Genomic DNA, 14436 nt, shown 5'->3' with positions numbered 1-14436 from the left:
TGTACGCCTTGACTCGTTCGGCGCCAGGTGATCTTTGCTGTTGGGTCCCGGGCCCCGGGCCATTCCGCCACGAATGCGGAGGAACGGCCCGTGAGGCTCCGGGGTCAAGCCTAAAGCGTGTGCGCGCGGTGCGTGGAACGCGGTGCGCTACTCGCCCTTGGCCTTCGCGATGATCTCCTCGGCGACGTTCCGGGGAACCTCGGCGTAGGAGTCGAACTGCATGGAGTAGCTGGCCCGGCCGGACGTCTTGCTGCGCAGGTCGCCGACGTAACCGAACATCTCCGAGAGGGGCACGAGGCCCTTCACGACGCGGGCACCGGCCCGCTCCTCCATGGCCTGGATCTGGCCACGGCGGGAGTTGATGTCGCCGATGACCTCACCCATGTAGTCCTCGGGCGTGGTGACCTCGACGGCCATCATCGGCTCAAGGAGCACGGGGGACGCCTTGCGCGCAGCCTCCTTGAAGGCCTGCGAACCGGCGATCTTGAAGGCGAGCTCGGAGGAGTCGACCTCGTGGTAGGCACCGTCGAGCAGGATCACGCGGACACCGGTCATCTCGTAACCGGCGAGGATGCCGAACTGCATGGCCTCCTGCGCACCGGCGTCCACCGAAGGGATGTACTCCTTCGGGATACGGCCACCGGTCACCTTGTTCACGAACTCGTACGAGGTGTCGCCACCCTCGAGCGGCTCGATCGCGATCTGCACCTTGGCGAACTGACCGGTACCACCGGTCTGCTTCTTGTGGGTGTAGTCGACGCGCTCGACGGCCTTGCGGATCGTCTCGCGGTACGCGACCTGCGGCTTGCCGACGTTGGCCTCGACCTTGAACTCACGGCGCATACGGTCGACCAGCACCTCGAGGTGCAGCTCGCCCATACCACCGATGATGGTCTGGCCGGTCTCCTCGTCCGAGTGGACCTGGAAGGACGGGTCCTCCTCGGCCAGGCGCTGGATCGCGATGCCCAGCTTCTCCTGGTCGCCCTTCGACTTGGGCTCGATGGCGACCTGGATGACCGGCGCCGGGAAGTCCATGGACTCCAGGATCACCGGCTGCTTGTCGTCACACAGCGTCTCACCGGTCGTGGTCTGCTTCAGACCCATGACGGCGATGATGTCGCCGGCGCCCACCGACTCGATCTCCTCACGCTTGTTCGCGTGCATGCGGTAGATCTTGCCGATGCGCTCCTTGCGGCCCTTGACGGAGTTCAGCACGGCCGTGCCGGACTCCAGGCGGCCCGAGTACACCCGGACGAAGGTGAGCTTGCCCAGGTGCGGGTCGCTCATGATCTTGAACGCGAGGGCGGACAGCGGCTCGTCGTCGGACGGCTTGCGCTTGACCACGACCTCCGGGTCCTTGACGTCGTGGCCCTCGATGGCCTCGACGTCCAGGGGGGAGGGCAGGTAGCGCACGACCGCGTCGAGCAGGGGCTGAACACCCTTGTTCTTGAACGCGGTACCACAGAACACCGGGGTGACCGTGACGTCCTTGGACTTGCCGGACGCGATGGTGATACGACGGATCGCGGCGTACAGCTGCTCCACGGAAGGCTCCTGGCCCTCCAGGTACAGCTCCATGATCTCGTCGTCGTTCTCGGCGACGGTCTCGACGAGCTTGCCGCGGTACTCCTCGGCAGCCTCGGTGTGGGTGGCCGGGATGTCGACAACGTCGTACATCTCGCCCTTCTCCGCCTCGGCGGACCACACGAGGGCCTTCATCGTGACCAGGTCGACGACACCCTTGAAGTCGGCCTCGGCACCGATCGGGAGCTGCATCACGATCGGCTGCGCGCCCAGACGGTCCTTGATCATGTCCACGCAGCGGTGGAACTCGGCACCGGTCCGGTCGAGCTTGTTGACGAAGCAGATACGCGGGACGCCGTAGCGGTCCGCCTGACGCCAAACCGTCTCGGACTGGGGCTCCACGCCGGCAACGCCGTCGAACACCGTCACGGCGCCGTCGAGGACGCGGAGCGAACGCTCCACCTCGACGGTGAAGTCGACGTGACCCGGGGTGTCGATGATGTTGATCGTGTGGTCGACGTCTTCGAGCGGCCAGTGACAGGTGGTGGCAGCAGAGGTGATCGTGATGCCACGCTCCTGCTCCTGCTCCATCCAGTCCATGGTGGCAGCACCGTCGTGGACCTCACCGATCTTGTACGACACACCGGTGTAGAACAGGATGCGCTCGGTGGTGGTCGTCTTGCCCGCGTCGATGTGGGCCATGATCCCAATGTTGCGGACCTTGGCCAGGTCAAGCGAAGTGGTAGCCATAAGGCTTCAGTCTTCTCTCGGTCTCGATGTGGACTGCGACTACCAGCGGTAGTGCGCGAAGGCCTTGTTGGACTCGGCCATCTTGTGCGTGTCCTCGCGCTTCTTGACGGCCGCACCGAGGCCGTTCGAAGCGTCGAGAAGCTCGTTGAGCAGACGCTCGGTCATGGTCTTCTCGCGACGGGCGCGGGAGTAGCCGACCAGCCAGCGCAGCGCCAGGGTGTTGGCACGGCCGGGCTTGACCTCGACCGGCACCTGGTAGGTGGCGCCACCGACACGGCGGGACTTGACCTCAAGCGTGGGCTTGATGTTCTCCAGCGCGCGCTTGAGCGTGATGACCGGGTCGTTGCTGGTCTTCTCGCGCAGGCCCTCCATGGCGCCGTACACGATGCGCTCGGCGGTGGAGCGCTTGCCGTTCAGCAGCACCTTGTTGATGAGCGAGGTGACAAGAGGAGAACCGTAGACCGGGTCGATGATGACCGGGCGCTTCGGGGCAGGGCCCTTACGAGGCATTCTTACTTCTCCTTCTTGGCGCCGTAGCGGCTGCGGGCCTGCTTGCGGTTCTTGACACCCTGGGTGTCGAGCGAGCCGCGGATGATCTTGTAGCGAACACCGGGCAGGTCCTTCACACGGCCGCCGCGCACGAGCACGATGGAGTGCTCCTGCAGGTTGTGTCCCTCACCCGGAATGTAAGCAGTGACCTCGATACCGCTGGTCAGACGCACACGCGCGACCTTACGCAGGGCCGAGTTCGGCTTCTTCGGGGTGGTCGTGAACACACGCGTGCAGACGCCACGACGCTGAGGGGAACCCTCGAGTGCGGGCGTCTTGTTCTTCTCGACCTTGTCCTGCCGGCCCTTGCGGACCAGCTGCTGGATCGTAGGCACTACTTCTCCGGTTTCTGTGTGCCGAATGGTGAAGCTAACCTGGAACATCGCCGACCCACGCGGTCGGGTGTGTCGGATTCCGTGGACTCCTGCCGCAAGGCAGAAGGGGGCGCGGATCGCGGTGGCCACTCGTCACTCCGGTGCGGTTTGAAGGCACGCACGAGGGTCAGGGCACACCCCAGGCACAAGGTCTGAGCGTACCCAGCGCAATCACTCCGGTCAAAACAAAAGAAGGGGGACCGGTTGCGGGGGGCGTGAGCTGGGGTTTTGCGGCGCCTTCCGATATACCACGGAGACGAACGACACGCGAACGGGGAGCGGCGCGAGTTGACGTCGATCGGATTCACAGCTGTGCGACGCTGATCAGATCTTCTGATCGCCGGTCCCCTTCCGCCCCGCCCCCCTTGGGGGCGCGGGGCTATATAAATGTGCGGCTCCGCCGCGTGGGCGCGACCAGCCACGACGGACCGGCGGCCGCCCGACGACCACGCGCAGCACTTCCATCGGCGTTCTTCAGGGGGAATCAAGCATGAGCGCAGCTCAGAGCAGCACCGCGACGACCGCCGAGCCAGTGCCACGTCCTCGCCCCCTCCGCCTCCCCCCGGCCGCCCGCCCCTACCTCCCGCCCCTCGCCCTCTACGGCGCCGCCAAGCTCACCGGCCTCCTCGTCTTCGCCTGGCTGCTGACGTCCGCCGGTGACTACCGTCACAAGGACCCCCGCTTCGGCGGCGGCGCCCACTGGTGGGACGTCCTGTCCACGTGGGACGGCTGGTGGTACCTCCAGGTCGCGCAGAAGGGCTACCACCCCGAGCCCCTCCAGCCCCTCGCCCCCGGCGGCCAGTTCAGCGCCGAGCAGAACTCGGTCGCGTTCTTCCCCCTGTATCCGGGTCTGGTCCGGGCCGTCTCGGAAGTCACCGGCCTCGGCCTGTACGGCGCGGCGATCCTCGTCTCGGTGGTGTGCTCGTTCGTGGCGGCGGCCGGCATCTACGCGGTGATCTCGCTGCTCGCCGGCGCCCGGGCCGGCACCATCGCGGCCGGCCTGTGGGCCGTGGCCCCCGCCGCCGGCGTCGAGTGGGCGGTCTACACGGAGTCCCTGTTCGTGGCGATCGCCGCCTGGACCTGCCACGCCGTGATGAGACGCCGCTGGGTGACGGCGGGCCTGCTCGCCTTCCTGTCCGGCCTGAGCCGTCCCACGGCGGCCGTGCTGATCGGCGCGGTCGGCCTGGCGGCCCTGGTGACCCTGCTGCGCCGGGACAGCCGGCGCGAGCAGGGCGTCGCGGCCCCGCTGTACGCGGTGATCGCCGCACCCCTCGGCCTGCTCACCTACATCGCGTGGGTCGGCCGGTCGATGGGAGACCCGGGCGCGTATTTCTCGCTCCAGCACCAGGCCTGGGCCCACTACTTCGACTTCGGCGCCTACACCCTGGACGTGCTGCGGAACGTGGCGGTGGGGCACGGCGACTACCTCTTCGCCTACTCGGTCCCGGACCTCATCGCCGTGCAGGTGGTGGTGGCGCTGCCGTTCCTCGTCGCGCTCATGCTGCGGAAACGGCCGCCGCTGGTGCTGACGGCGTACACCCTCGCCTCGATCGTGACGATCCTCGGCACCCAGCAGATGTTCGGCAACACCCCGCGCTACCTGCTGCCCGTCTTCCCGCTGCTGCTGGCTCCGGCGGCGGCGATGAGCCGGTTGCGGTGGCCGACCCTCGCGGTGTTCTTCTCCACTGCCGCGGTGGCGTCCGGGTGGTACGCGCACTACGTGATCTTCGAGTTGGGGATCCCCTAGGGACGAGAGGCGGGGCGCGAGGGGCAGGGCGCGAGGGGCAGGGGCCGGGGTGGCCCCCGCCCGGGTCCGCTACGGGCGGCGGGCGGCCGCGCGCTCCGCCGCGAAGACGTCCTCCAGGCGGAAGAGCGCGGCCCGGCCCGCCTTGCCGGCCGCCGTGAGGTGGCCCAGCTGGACCCACTTGCGGATGGTCGCCGGGGCGACACCGGCCTCCTGGGCGGCGAGGGGGCCGGGGATGAGCGCGGGCAGGCCCTGCTGCTTCATCGGTGGCTCCACTCCCCCTCGTCCCAGGTGTGCCGGTAGGCCGGGTCGTCGTGGCAGCCGCAGTCGGGGTCCGGGCACCGGCAGGCGGGGTTCACGCAGAGGACGGCGGCGCGGTCCGGGAAGGCGCGCAGGGAGACGGAGTCGCACCAGGGACAGCGCCCGGAGACGCGGACGATGGTCTCGGTGTCGCCCAGGGCGCGGGCGCAGCGCCGGGCCATCCGGCGGGTCTCGTCCCGGACGTGGGCGGCGAGGACGGGGTCGGCGGCGATGCCGTCGAGGAGGCCGCCGATCCGGCGCAGCCGCTCGGGCACGGAGGCGCGGCGGACGCGGGGCAGCCCGAGCCGGTCCCGTACCGCCTCTTCCAGCTCCACGACCCCGTCGGTGATGTCGCGGATGGTGTCGGAGATGTGCAGCCGCAGCGGAGCGGCAGTGCGACCGGGGGCGACGAGTCCGTGGGCCTGCTGGAGCAGCAGCGCCTCGGCGCGCTCCTCCCGGAGCCGGTCGGCGAGGTCTGCCGGGGGCGGGGCGGGCGTGGGCCGGTGGGCCGGGGTGGCGCCGCGGCCGGGAGCCAGCTCGACGGCCAGCTCGGGGAAGTGCTGGAGGAGCTGGCCGATCCAGAGGGCGGCGTGGTCGGCGGGGCGGTCTTCGGCGGGCGGGTGCGCAGGGGGGCAAGGTGGCTTTGCGGGGGTGGAAGGTGGCTTTGCAGGGGTCGTACGACGGTCAGGCAACGGAGCCTCCGCGGCGCAGGGCGCCCTGGACGACCGGGCTCTGCACGGCCGGGAGGAGATGGGCGGGGATCTCGACGGGGCGACCGCGGCGCCACAGCCGGCCGCCGCAGACGCCGTCGAACCAGTTGTCGGCGGGGGCGACGGCCTCCTCGCAGTCACGCCGGACCGGACAGCGGGCGCAGGCCTGCAACGCGGGGGCGGCCTCCTTCACCTTCTTCGAGAAGACCACCAGGGGCGGAAGCCCGGCGCAGGCGGCCGCGGCCTGCCAGGCGGGCGGTGGGCATGAGCTGCCGATGACGGACATGGGGCCTCCCAATGTGGCTCCGGTGGGGCTGGTGTGAGGCGAGCGCCGTCCAGACTTACAGATTGCGCGCGCGCTCGCAACAAATATGCCAGCGACCCTTTCGGAAGATCACGGAGGGATCGTGACCACTCGGACATCATCCGGACCTCATCCGGACGTCAACCACCGCCAAATCCCCGCGTATTGCACAGACTTTCCGCAGTGCTTGCACGAGAGCACGTAATTCCGTGCGCGCAAGCAAGCTAAACTTGCTGCCCTCTAAAGGAAGCGAGCCCTCAGATGACCAGCCAGGATCTGGACGCGTTCGCCGCGTGGGTCGAAGACCTGATGCGCGACCGCGGGTACGACATCGACAGCCCGCGCGGCGGCGGCAAGTCGCGGATAGCGGACGAGGCGGGGGTCCACCGGGCCGCTGTGACCCGCCTGTTGCAGCGCCAGAGCATGCCGGACCTGGAGACCACGCGCCGGCTCGCCCGCGTGCTGGGCGTTCCGGTCCGCGAGATGCTCATCCGTTCCGGCCGCCTGACGGCGGAGGAACTGGCCGACCCGCACGACTACTTGGCCGCGCCCGCGCCGAGCGCGGAGTTCGCCCGCCGGCCCACGCTGGAGGAGGTGGCCGACCTGCTGGGGGTGCCGGCGGACCGGCGGGAGATGTTCGTCCGCGTCGTGGAGCAGTTCCTGCCGAACGACGTGTACGACCAGAAGGACCCCCGCCCCCTGGCGGACGCGGCAACGACGACCGCGGACTGAGCTCCCCCCTTCCCTCGCCGGACGCGCCATCGAGGACGCCCGCGGGCCGACGGGTGTTCTCCACGGGGGTGGCGCAGCATGTCCCGAAGGGGGCGAGCCGAATCCCCCGCCCCTCTTGCCGAACCCCTCCGCGACGGCCCGTACGACGGCGAGGAACCACCGGCACCCGGCCAGGCACCAGCACCAGCACCAGCCGCCATGCGGCACCGCCGGCCGCACAAGTGGCCCCTCCCTTCGGCCGACCCGTCCGTACGGCACACCGGTCGGCCTGCTCACTCGTCCCGGCGTCGGCCGGAGGCCCGATCCTCCAGCTCCTCCGCGAGGGCTCGCGCCTTGTCGGAGAGCCGGGCACCGGGCATGTCGGCGGGCTCCTGCTGATCGCGCTCCCCACCGCCGTCGGCCCGACGCCCCTTGTCCCGAACGCCGCCCGCAGCATCGCGCTTCAGCGGAGGCACGCTGGGCCGCCCGTTTCGCCGTACGACCGAACGCCGTTCGGCGGCGGCCGGCACCACGCGCTTCTCGCGCACCTCGCGCACCTCGCGCGCGGACAGCAGGGTGTCGGCTCCGGGCCCGGCATCCGTACGGTCGTCGGCGCTATCGGCGTCAGCGATTCCGTCGAGGTCAGCGGCCGCGTGGCCGCCGCCATCCCACGGAGTCCCGTCCGCGATGGACCGCTCCCGCTCCCCACGCTGCTCTACCCGCGTCAATTCGGACGGCGGCCGCAGGAGCTGGACATAGGGCAGCGGAATGACCTCGCCCCCGTACTCCCGCTCGCCCTCCGGCCGTCGAGCGCGCCGCGGCCGCCGCCCGGTCCGGGCATCCTCCTGCCCCTGCACATAGGCGGCGGTGATCCGCCGCTCGTACGCCCGCCGTACGGCCGGAAGCCGCTCGTCGACCACATCGGCCCAGCCGGCGCTGTAGGCGGCCATCTCGCGCCGGTCGAGTTCCGCGCGCGGAAGGACCACCAGGTCCTGGGGCTCGTAATCGAGGCTCAGGACCAGCTCGGAGACACGAGCGATGAGATGTGGCAGGTCGGAGGCTTGTTCGAGCCAGTCGATCACATGCCGATGCCGCGCGTTGCCTGCGTCCGCGTCCCCGTCCACCCCATAGGCCTTGCTCTCGTCCCTGCCCCGTCGCGCCCCCCGCGCGAGGACGGCCGCCCTATGGCCGTCCACCGTCGTATGACAGGCCCTCAGGTCCGTTGCAAGGCCACACCGTTCACTTTCGATTCACCGACGGAAGGACGGCCGGATCCTACTCCACGGATCTGACACAAGATCCACTGGACTCCGACATCACAGCAGGTCCAGACCGGGCGACAGCGGAGAGTGAAATAAATCCACTTCGGCAAACACAGAGCGACACCATCGGATTACTCGTACACTAGTTCGAACAAACACTCGAACGCGCCGGTGTGCGCACCCGTACCACCAGCCCAGCGGACAGACCGGAAAGCAGGCCGACATGGCGACTGGCACGAGCAACTTCCCGCACCAGCCGATCGACACCTACACCCGCCTCGCCCACCTCCTGCGCTCCCCCGCGTCCGACCGCGAGGCACTGCTCGACCGGCTGTACGAGGAACTGCTCACCCGCGAGTCGATGGCCTACGCGGCCGGCTGGACGGACGCACTGACGGAGGCCCGCCACGTCCGCCACTGACCCGCAACTCACCACTCGCCACTCGCCACTCGCCACTCGCCACTCGCCACTCGCACAAGGAACGCGCACCACACCGATCTCTCTCACCACCCCGCCCGGCGCCACCCCCACCGCCGCGAGACCGCCCCGACCAGCCGCAGCCCCCCCCTCCCGCCGCCCTTCAACGGGTCGCCGCCAGTCGGCAGTCGAGGCATCCGGACAGGCCGCCGGCGGACGCCTGCCAGGCACCCCGTCACCCAATTTGTTGCGCGCGCGCTCGCAACGTGTCACAGTTGGTGCAGCGGCGGAGCTGTGCCCACGACGGGACAACGGCCCGCCGCACGCTCATGGGCAGCCCCATCGACACACCAGGTACCCCTCCGCGAAGGGAGGTCACCCCGTGGCCGATCCGACGGTCACCTTCCCCGATGTCGAGCGACTCGTCGTCGACTTCCTGACCGACCGCACCGAACTCGCCGCCGCCACCGTGGACAACGTCCCGCCGAGTGGATTCGACGGCACCCAGCAGGTCGTCCTGGTCTCCCGCGCCGGCGGGGCCTGGATCGACGACCAGCACCTGGACCAGCCGCTGGTGGACTTCGAGGTCTACGGCCCCGACAAGACCACCGCGCACACCCTGGCCCTGCTCGTCCGTTCCGCCGTTCTCACCCTGCGCGGCACCGCATACGGCACCGCGCACGTCACGGACGTCGTCGAGGCCGACGGCCCGCGCTGGCTGCCGGACTGGAACCGCTCGGCGGCGAACCGCTACTACGCGACGGTGAGGCTGCACATCCGCCCCGCCTGATCCGCCGGTTCGAAGCCCCTTCCTTGCGGGCCTCCACCGGCCCGCTCCCCCGAACAGGCCCCCGCCGGCAAGACCGTACGGCGGGGCCTTCGCCATGCCCAGGCACGGCACAGCGTCGCAACGACGCACCAACCAACCCACCGAGAAGGAGTTACGCATGGCAGGCAGCAACGCCAACGAGATCCGCGTCGCCGGTACCGGCCGCATCCTGGTCGCCCCGGTCGGCACGACCGCGCCGACCGATGTCAGCACCGCGTGGGCCGCCGGCTGGAAGGACCTCGGCTACACCTCCCAGGACGGCATCAAGCTGGCCAAGAAGGACAAGCTCGACCCGGTCGAGACCTGGCAGTCGGTCTCCCCGGCCCGGTTCATCTACTCGGACCGCGACCTGACCGTGAAGTTCCAGCTGCTCCAGCTGAACGAGGACACGCTGCCGTTCTTCATGGGCGGTGACGCGGTGGCCGAGACCGCCGCCAACTCCGGGATCTACAAGTACGACCTGTCGGCCGACCCGAAGTTCAACGAGAAGGCACTCGGCATCGAGTTCTCCGACGGGACCGACATCACGTACCGCTTCGTCGTCGCCCGGGGCCAGGTCACCGAGAGCGAGGAGCTGTCGCTGACCCGCACCGCCTCCATCAAGCTCGGCGTCACCTTCACCGCGCTGGCGGTCGACAACACCAAGCCGCTGGCGACCTTCCTGATGAAGGACCCGGCGTACTCGACCGCCTCCTGATCAGTCCCCTTCCCGGCGGGCGGGCCGGGGCCTCCCCACCTCGGCCCGCCCGCGCCGACCACCTTCCTCTGTACAGGAGTCGACGCATGTCCTTCGACGTCAGCGCCGCCCGTGCCCAGCGCCAGGAGGCGCTCGGCCGGACCTGGTCCTTCACCATCGACGGCGACACCTTCACCCTCCCGACCGAGCTCACCCGCAAGACGGCCCGTGCCCTGCGGGAGCTCGACGACAACGACGTGGACGGCCTGCTGCAGGTGCTGCTGGGCGACGCCCAGTTCTCCCGCTTCGACCGTCTCGACGTCACCATGCAGGACATCGCGGCCATCCTGGAGGCGTACGGCAAGGAGACCGGGCTCGGCCTGGGGGAAGGCTGAGCCTCGGCGAGTTCGTCGACGAGCACGCCGAGGCGCTGGAGGCGGACCTGCTCCGCCACTACGGCGTGGACCTGCTCGACTGGCATCGCGGCCGGCTCTCCTCCCGCCGGCTCGCGGTGCTGGTCAGGCATCTGCCCCGCGACAGCGCGACCCTGCGCGAACTGCACGGGGAGGCGGCCGACTGGTCGGTCACGGACCATCTGCTCGCCGCCGCCGTCGACCAACTCACCGAGGCGAACTGGATGTTCGCCACCGTCAACCGGGACGAGGACGCGGAACCGCTGGAGTACCCGAGGCCGGTCCCGCGGCCCGGCTCCGAGCGGGCCGCTCCGGAACCCGGCCCCGAGGCCGCGGCCGCCGAGGTCCACAACCCCGGCCCCGCCGAACTGGCCCGGTTCTTCAACTGACCGCCGGCATCCCGGCATCCCCAGCACAGGAGCGATGCGCCATGACCCTCACCACCCCGCTCAGCAAACTCCCGTACCCCCAGCCCACCGACATCGCGAACCTCCCCCTCCACCTCCAGTCCCTCGCCGAGGGCATCGACAGCCGGACGATCCTGCGCTACTCGACGGCCGCCGACCGGGACGCGGCCGTCACGACTCCGGTGGCCGGAATGGTCGCCTGGCTGACCACGCCCGGCACCCTCAGCTACTACACGGGCTCGGCATGGATCGCGCTCGGCGCCTGGAACACCTACACCCCGACCTGGACGGCCACCACCACCAACCCGTCCATCGGCGACGGCACGCTGACCGGCAGGTACGCGGTGGTCGGCAAGGTCTGCCACTTCACGACACTGGTCACCTTCGGCGCGGCGACGACCTACGGCAGCGGCAACTACAGCTTCGGCCTGCCGGTCACGGCGGGTGCGCTGGGCGGGCTTCCGCAGTTCCAGGGAGTGGCGGCGGTCTCCGTAGGCCGCGCACTGATCTCGTGCCAGCCCGGCGCGAGCACCGGCGCGACGGCGTACACCATCTGGGGCCCGGCCTCCGCGTCGAGTTCCACGGCCACCCAGCTCGGCAGCGGCGGCGTGCTCGGCACGGCCTACGTGAGCGGCAACGTCATCCGGATCGGCGGGACGTACGAGGTGGCCTGAACCGGCTCCGCTTTCCCCTCCCGTACACAGGTGCGTGGAGTACCCTGCTACGGCTATCGCTCACATGTTCGAGTCACGCTTTCCGGAGATTCGGGCGGTGCGGAGGAATGGGGGCCTCATGGCGAGGGACGACAGCACGGCACAGGACGGCACGGAGACGACCGCAGAGCTGCGGCAGGCCCTGGCCGCCCACTTCAAGGGCCGCCCTCTGCCACCGGACCTCTTGATCACCACCCGCGCGGAAGTCGAACGTCGGGAGTTCCGGGCGTACGGCCAGGGCTGGCGCGACCGGGGTGAACACGACGAGCGGCGCAGGGCGGAGACGACCCGGGCGGCAGCCCCCCGCCCCTCACCCACCGACGCCACGGTCCTCCCCTTCCCCCACCCTTCCGGGCCATCGGCCGCCCGCTCTCATCCCCATGACGAACCGTCGTGACCGACGGGGAGTACATGACGGCTGTTCACCGTCGACAACCGTGATCACCTCGGCCATCATGAGCCCTGTGCCGGTTCGGCCACGCGGGTGACGGAGGGGACCACTCGATGGACAACGTGTTCGGGCTGGCGTTCCTGGCCCTCATTCCCACCGTGCTCGGCGCCGTGGGCCTCCACTCGTACCGCAAGTACCGGGCGGCCAGGCACCTGCAGGAATCAGGAGTCGAGACGGAAGGTCTGTGCACGTCGCTGTCCTGGCACGAGGACGACGTGTCCGTGCGTTTCACCTACACGCTCCCCGACGGTACGGAGCACAGCGCGGACTCATCGCCCATACGGCGCCTTGAGGTGGCGCGCGGCGACACCCTGAGGATCGTCTACGCCCCCGCCTCGCCGGACACGGCGGAACTGGCGACTCTCCTGGACTCCTCCGTCAGGTTCCACCGCACCGTAGTCGCCTGCCTGGCACCGCTGACGGTCGTCTTCACGGTCTGGTTCGTCGCCTCCACCATCGCGGTCGCCGTCGCGTAGCCCCTGATCACACCTCCGACCTCTGACCGGCCCCCGGTCGGAGGTCTCCTTTTTCTGTCCACCCGCTCGTCCACTTCCCGCGAGGAGGCTCCATGGGGTCGAGTACCGCACCCTACGATCCGAACCAGGTACGCGTCCTGGCCGCGCAACAGTCCCAGGCCACGGCGGCCGCCTTCCTGAAGAACCAGATCCCCCAGCTCAAATCGGAGTGGGTGAAGGACATCCAGGCGCAGGCCGTCACCACGAGCGCCCAGTTCGTCAAGATCGATCAATCCCTCCTCAAGTGGGACGAGAAGGGGTTCACCTTCGCCGGCAAACCGGTCGGACCGAACCTCTCCCTGAACAACGCGTTCCACGGCCGCGAGAACGCGGCCAAGAAGGCGGCCGAGGACGCCGCGAAGGAAGCGAAGGAGGAGGCGGAAGAAGCTGCCCGGCAGGCCCTCACAGCCGTGCAAAGTCGCGTCGAGACGTTCGAACAGGACATCAAGGTCCAGGTCGACCGCGCCAGGAACTCCTCCCGCCAGGCACAGGACATGGCCCACAAGGCGCAGGAGGACGCCAGGCGGGCGGACAACCTACTGCGCAGCGCCACCAGCAGCGCCCAGCGGGCCGCGGGCCAGGCGACCCGGGCCGGCATGAGCCTCACCGCGCTCGAAGAGCGGGTCAAGCAGCTCGAAGGCGTCCTCCGCTGAACGCCCCCACCACCCAAGGAGATGAGACATCGTGGGTCTCGCGAACTCACTGAACCAGGCCAGCACCAGCATCGGCAGATTCCGTACGGCCCTCAACCAGGCGTCCGGCAGCGCCGGTTCGCTGCGCCAGAGCGTCGGCACCGCGGACACCGCCGTCGGGCGCATCAGGACGACGGCCGGGCAGGCCGTCCCGTCCATGACCAAGGTCAAGACCGGCTCCGACCAGCTCTCCACCTCCCTCGCCAAGCTCAAGACCTCCGCCACCCAGGGCGGCGGCGGGCTCGACAAGGTCAAGTCGGGGGCCGGTGGAGCCGACGGCGGGCTCGGCAAGGCCCGCACCGGCACCGACAAACTCAAGTCGTCCTTCGACAAGCTCAAGTCGGCCGCCAAGGGTGCTCACGGCGAGCTGCAGAACGTCAAGAGCCAGGCGGACGCGGTCGAGACCTCCGTCGGCAGGGCCGCGAAGAACGCCGAGACCGGCGGCAAGTCCATGGGCAGCCTCGGCAAGGGCGTCAAGGGCGCCTCCCTCGCGCAGAAGGGGCTCAACCTCGCCATGGCGGCGAACCCCTTCGGCCTGGTGATGACGCTGCTGACCCCGCTCATCGCGCAGTTCATCAACATGGACAAGATCACCGCTCTGCTGCAGAAGGGCGTCACGTACGCCATGAAGCACATCGGCACCGCGGTCGGCGGACTGGTGAAGAACGCCGGGCCCCTGCTGAGGGGCCTCGGCAACGCCATGCTCGCCCCGATGACCGGCCTCGCCACCGCCCTGAACGGCCTGCTCAGTGCGCTCGCCGGCATCCACATCAGCATCCCCGACTGGGTCCCGAAGTTCGGCGGCCGTTCCTTCGGCTTCCCCCGCCTGAGCGTCCCCGTCCCCCACCTCGCCGCCGGCGGCATCGTCACCGCCCGCACCGGCGGCACCCTCGCCCTGCTCGGCGAGGCCGGTGAGAACGAGGCCGTCATCCCGCTGTCCAAGCTGGAGCGCATGCTCGGCCACGGCGGCGGCCTGCGCACCCTCACCGCGGCCGTGGAGAAGCTCGCCGAGCGCCCGGTCGTCGTCCAGGTCGACTCCCAGGAGATCGCCCGCGCGGTGTTCCTGGGCCAGCGCCAACTCGCCCGCCGCTGAC

General features: G+C 69.7%; 19 protein-coding genes. 12 read left to right on the top strand and 7 right to left on the bottom strand.

The features are described from left to right. Positions 1-147 precede the first annotated feature (147 nt). From fusA to rpsL, 3 genes are read right to left on the bottom strand one after another with little or no spacing between them, the layout of a single operon-like run. Positions 148-2274: an elongation factor G gene (gene fusA, locus ABT137_RS17075; RefSeq protein ID WP_351709141.1), complete on the bottom strand. Its 2127-nt coding sequence runs from the start codon at positions 2272-2274 to the stop codon at positions 148-150. 39 nt (positions 2275-2313) lie between these two features. Continuing rightward, on the bottom strand, positions 2314-2784 hold the full coding sequence (gene rpsG, locus ABT137_RS17070; protein ID WP_007384059.1) for a 30S ribosomal protein S7: 471 nt from the start codon (positions 2782-2784) through the stop codon (positions 2314-2316). Positions 2785-2786: 2 nt separating this feature from the next. Next, on the bottom strand, positions 2787-3158 hold the full coding sequence (rpsL, locus tag ABT137_RS17065; RefSeq protein ID WP_003948652.1) for a 30S ribosomal protein S12: 372 nt from the start codon (positions 3156-3158) through the stop codon (positions 2787-2789). Between the two features lie 529 nt (positions 3159-3687). On the opposite strand from rpsL, the gene ABT137_RS17060 reads away from it, so the two are divergent. Beyond that, entirely contained in the window at positions 3688-4944 is a 1257-nt protein-coding gene (locus ABT137_RS17060; RefSeq protein ID WP_351709138.1) for a putative hexosyltransferase, read from the top strand. A gap of 69 nt (positions 4945-5013) precedes the next feature. Here ABT137_RS17060 and ABT137_RS17055 read toward each other — a convergent pair whose 3' ends face one another. From ABT137_RS17055 to ABT137_RS17045, 3 genes are read right to left on the bottom strand one after another with little or no spacing between them, the layout of a single operon-like run. Continuing rightward, complete coding sequence (locus ABT137_RS17055) at positions 5014-5205, bottom strand: MerR family transcriptional regulator (RefSeq protein WP_351709135.1); 192 nt, start codon at positions 5203-5205, stop codon at positions 5014-5016. Continuing rightward, positions 5202-5933: a hypothetical protein gene (locus tag ABT137_RS17050; protein ID WP_502984524.1), complete on the bottom strand. Its 732-nt coding sequence runs from the start codon at positions 5931-5933 to the stop codon at positions 5202-5204. The genes ABT137_RS17055 and ABT137_RS17050 overlap by 4 nt, the downstream gene beginning before the upstream one ends. Further along, on the bottom strand, positions 5926-6237 hold the full coding sequence (locus tag ABT137_RS17045) for a WhiB family transcriptional regulator (RefSeq protein ID WP_351709133.1): 312 nt from the start codon (positions 6235-6237) through the stop codon (positions 5926-5928). Before ABT137_RS17045 ends, ABT137_RS17050 begins: the two co-directional genes overlap by 8 nt. A 279-nt stretch (positions 6238-6516) precedes the next feature. Between ABT137_RS17045 and ABT137_RS17040 the strand changes: the two genes are divergently transcribed. Continuing rightward, positions 6517-6987 (top strand): helix-turn-helix domain-containing protein, encoded by a 471-nt coding sequence (locus ABT137_RS17040; protein ID WP_351709130.1) that lies wholly within the window; start codon positions 6517-6519, stop codon positions 6985-6987. A 272-nt stretch (positions 6988-7259) separates the two neighbouring features. Here ABT137_RS17040 and ABT137_RS17035 read toward each other — a convergent pair whose 3' ends face one another. After that, entirely contained in the window at positions 7260-8048 is a 789-nt protein-coding gene (locus tag ABT137_RS17035) for a hypothetical protein (RefSeq protein WP_351709127.1), read from the bottom strand. A gap of 403 nt (positions 8049-8451) precedes the next feature. On the opposite strand from ABT137_RS17035, the gene ABT137_RS17030 reads away from it, so the two are divergent. The 10 genes from ABT137_RS17030 to ABT137_RS16985 all read left to right on the top strand — a co-directional run bounded on the left by ABT137_RS17030 (position 8452) and on the right by ABT137_RS16985 (position 14435). Continuing rightward, positions 8452-8649 (top strand): hypothetical protein, encoded by a 198-nt coding sequence (locus tag ABT137_RS17030; RefSeq protein ID WP_351709124.1) that lies wholly within the window; start codon positions 8452-8454, stop codon positions 8647-8649. Positions 8650-9028: 379 nt separating this feature from the next. After that, positions 9029-9436: a phage tail termination protein gene (locus ABT137_RS17025; RefSeq protein WP_351709121.1), complete on the top strand. Its 408-nt coding sequence runs from the start codon at positions 9029-9031 to the stop codon at positions 9434-9436. A 157-nt stretch (positions 9437-9593) separates the two neighbouring features. Continuing rightward, positions 9594-10172, top strand: a complete 579-nt coding sequence (locus tag ABT137_RS17020; RefSeq protein ID WP_351709118.1) for a phage tail tube protein — start codon at positions 9594-9596, stop codon at positions 10170-10172. Between the two features lie 86 nt (positions 10173-10258). Next, positions 10259-10546, top strand: a complete 288-nt coding sequence (locus ABT137_RS17015) for a hypothetical protein (protein WP_351709115.1) — start codon at positions 10259-10261, stop codon at positions 10544-10546. Positions 10547-10611: 65 nt separating this feature from the next. After that, positions 10612-10953 carry a hypothetical protein gene (locus ABT137_RS17010; protein ID WP_351709112.1) on the top strand — a complete coding sequence of 114 codons (342 nt, stop codon included), beginning with the start codon at positions 10612-10614 and terminating at the stop codon, positions 10951-10953. Between the two features lie 41 nt (positions 10954-10994). After that, positions 10995-11645 carry a hypothetical protein gene (locus ABT137_RS17005; RefSeq protein WP_351709109.1) on the top strand — a complete coding sequence of 217 codons (651 nt, stop codon included), beginning with the start codon at positions 10995-10997 and terminating at the stop codon, positions 11643-11645. 118 nt (positions 11646-11763) lie between these two features. Beyond that, positions 11764-12081 (top strand): hypothetical protein, encoded by a 318-nt coding sequence (locus ABT137_RS17000; RefSeq protein WP_351709106.1) that lies wholly within the window; start codon positions 11764-11766, stop codon positions 12079-12081. Between the two features lie 107 nt (positions 12082-12188). Next, entirely contained in the window at positions 12189-12611 is a 423-nt protein-coding gene (locus tag ABT137_RS16995) for a DUF3592 domain-containing protein (protein ID WP_351709103.1), read from the top strand. A gap of 92 nt (positions 12612-12703) precedes the next feature. Further along, complete coding sequence (locus tag ABT137_RS16990) at positions 12704-13303, top strand: hypothetical protein (protein ID WP_351709100.1); 600 nt, start codon at positions 12704-12706, stop codon at positions 13301-13303. Between the two features lie 31 nt (positions 13304-13334). Further along, positions 13335-14435, top strand: a complete 1101-nt coding sequence (locus ABT137_RS16985; RefSeq protein ID WP_351709097.1) for a hypothetical protein — start codon at positions 13335-13337, stop codon at positions 14433-14435. The last annotated feature ends 1 nt before the right edge of the window (position 14436 follow it).

The sequence above is a fragment of the Streptomyces sp. NPDC001980 genome, assembly GCF_040296885.1.
Classification (GTDB): Bacteria; Actinomycetota; Actinomycetes; order Streptomycetales; family Streptomycetaceae; genus Streptomyces.
The sequence above is the reverse complement of the archived record's forward strand: the minus strand, read 5'-3'. Positions and strand labels throughout refer to the sequence as shown.

Coding starts and splice junctions, on each gene's coding strand:
- ABT137_RS17060 (WP_351709138.1), top strand. CDS start 3,688: ATGAGCGCAGCTCAGAGCAGCACCGCGACGACCGCCGAGCCAGTGCCA.
- fusA (WP_351709141.1), bottom strand. CDS start 2,274: ATGGCTACCACTTCGCTTGACCTGGCCAAGGTCCGCAACATTGGGATC.
- ABT137_RS17040 (WP_351709130.1), top strand. CDS start 6,517: ATGACCAGCCAGGATCTGGACGCGTTCGCCGCGTGGGTCGAAGACCTG.
- ABT137_RS16995 (WP_351709103.1), top strand. CDS start 12,189: ATGGACAACGTGTTCGGGCTGGCGTTCCTGGCCCTCATTCCCACCGTG.
- ABT137_RS16990 (WP_351709100.1), top strand. CDS start 12,704: ATGGGGTCGAGTACCGCACCCTACGATCCGAACCAGGTACGCGTCCTG.
- ABT137_RS17005 (WP_351709109.1), top strand. CDS start 10,995: ATGACCCTCACCACCCCGCTCAGCAAACTCCCGTACCCCCAGCCCACC.
- ABT137_RS17020 (WP_351709118.1), top strand. CDS start 9,594: ATGGCAGGCAGCAACGCCAACGAGATCCGCGTCGCCGGTACCGGCCGC.
- ABT137_RS17030 (WP_351709124.1), top strand. CDS start 8,452: ATGGCGACTGGCACGAGCAACTTCCCGCACCAGCCGATCGACACCTAC.
- ABT137_RS17000 (WP_351709106.1), top strand. CDS start 11,764: ATGGCGAGGGACGACAGCACGGCACAGGACGGCACGGAGACGACCGCA.
- ABT137_RS17015 (WP_351709115.1), top strand. CDS start 10,259: ATGTCCTTCGACGTCAGCGCCGCCCGTGCCCAGCGCCAGGAGGCGCTC.
- ABT137_RS17045 (WP_351709133.1), bottom strand. CDS start 6,237: ATGTCCGTCATCGGCAGCTCATGCCCACCGCCCGCCTGGCAGGCCGCG.
- rpsG (WP_007384059.1), bottom strand. CDS start 2,784: ATGCCTCGTAAGGGCCCTGCCCCGAAGCGCCCGGTCATCATCGACCCG.
- ABT137_RS17055 (WP_351709135.1), bottom strand. CDS start 5,205: ATGAAGCAGCAGGGCCTGCCCGCGCTCATCCCCGGCCCCCTCGCCGCC.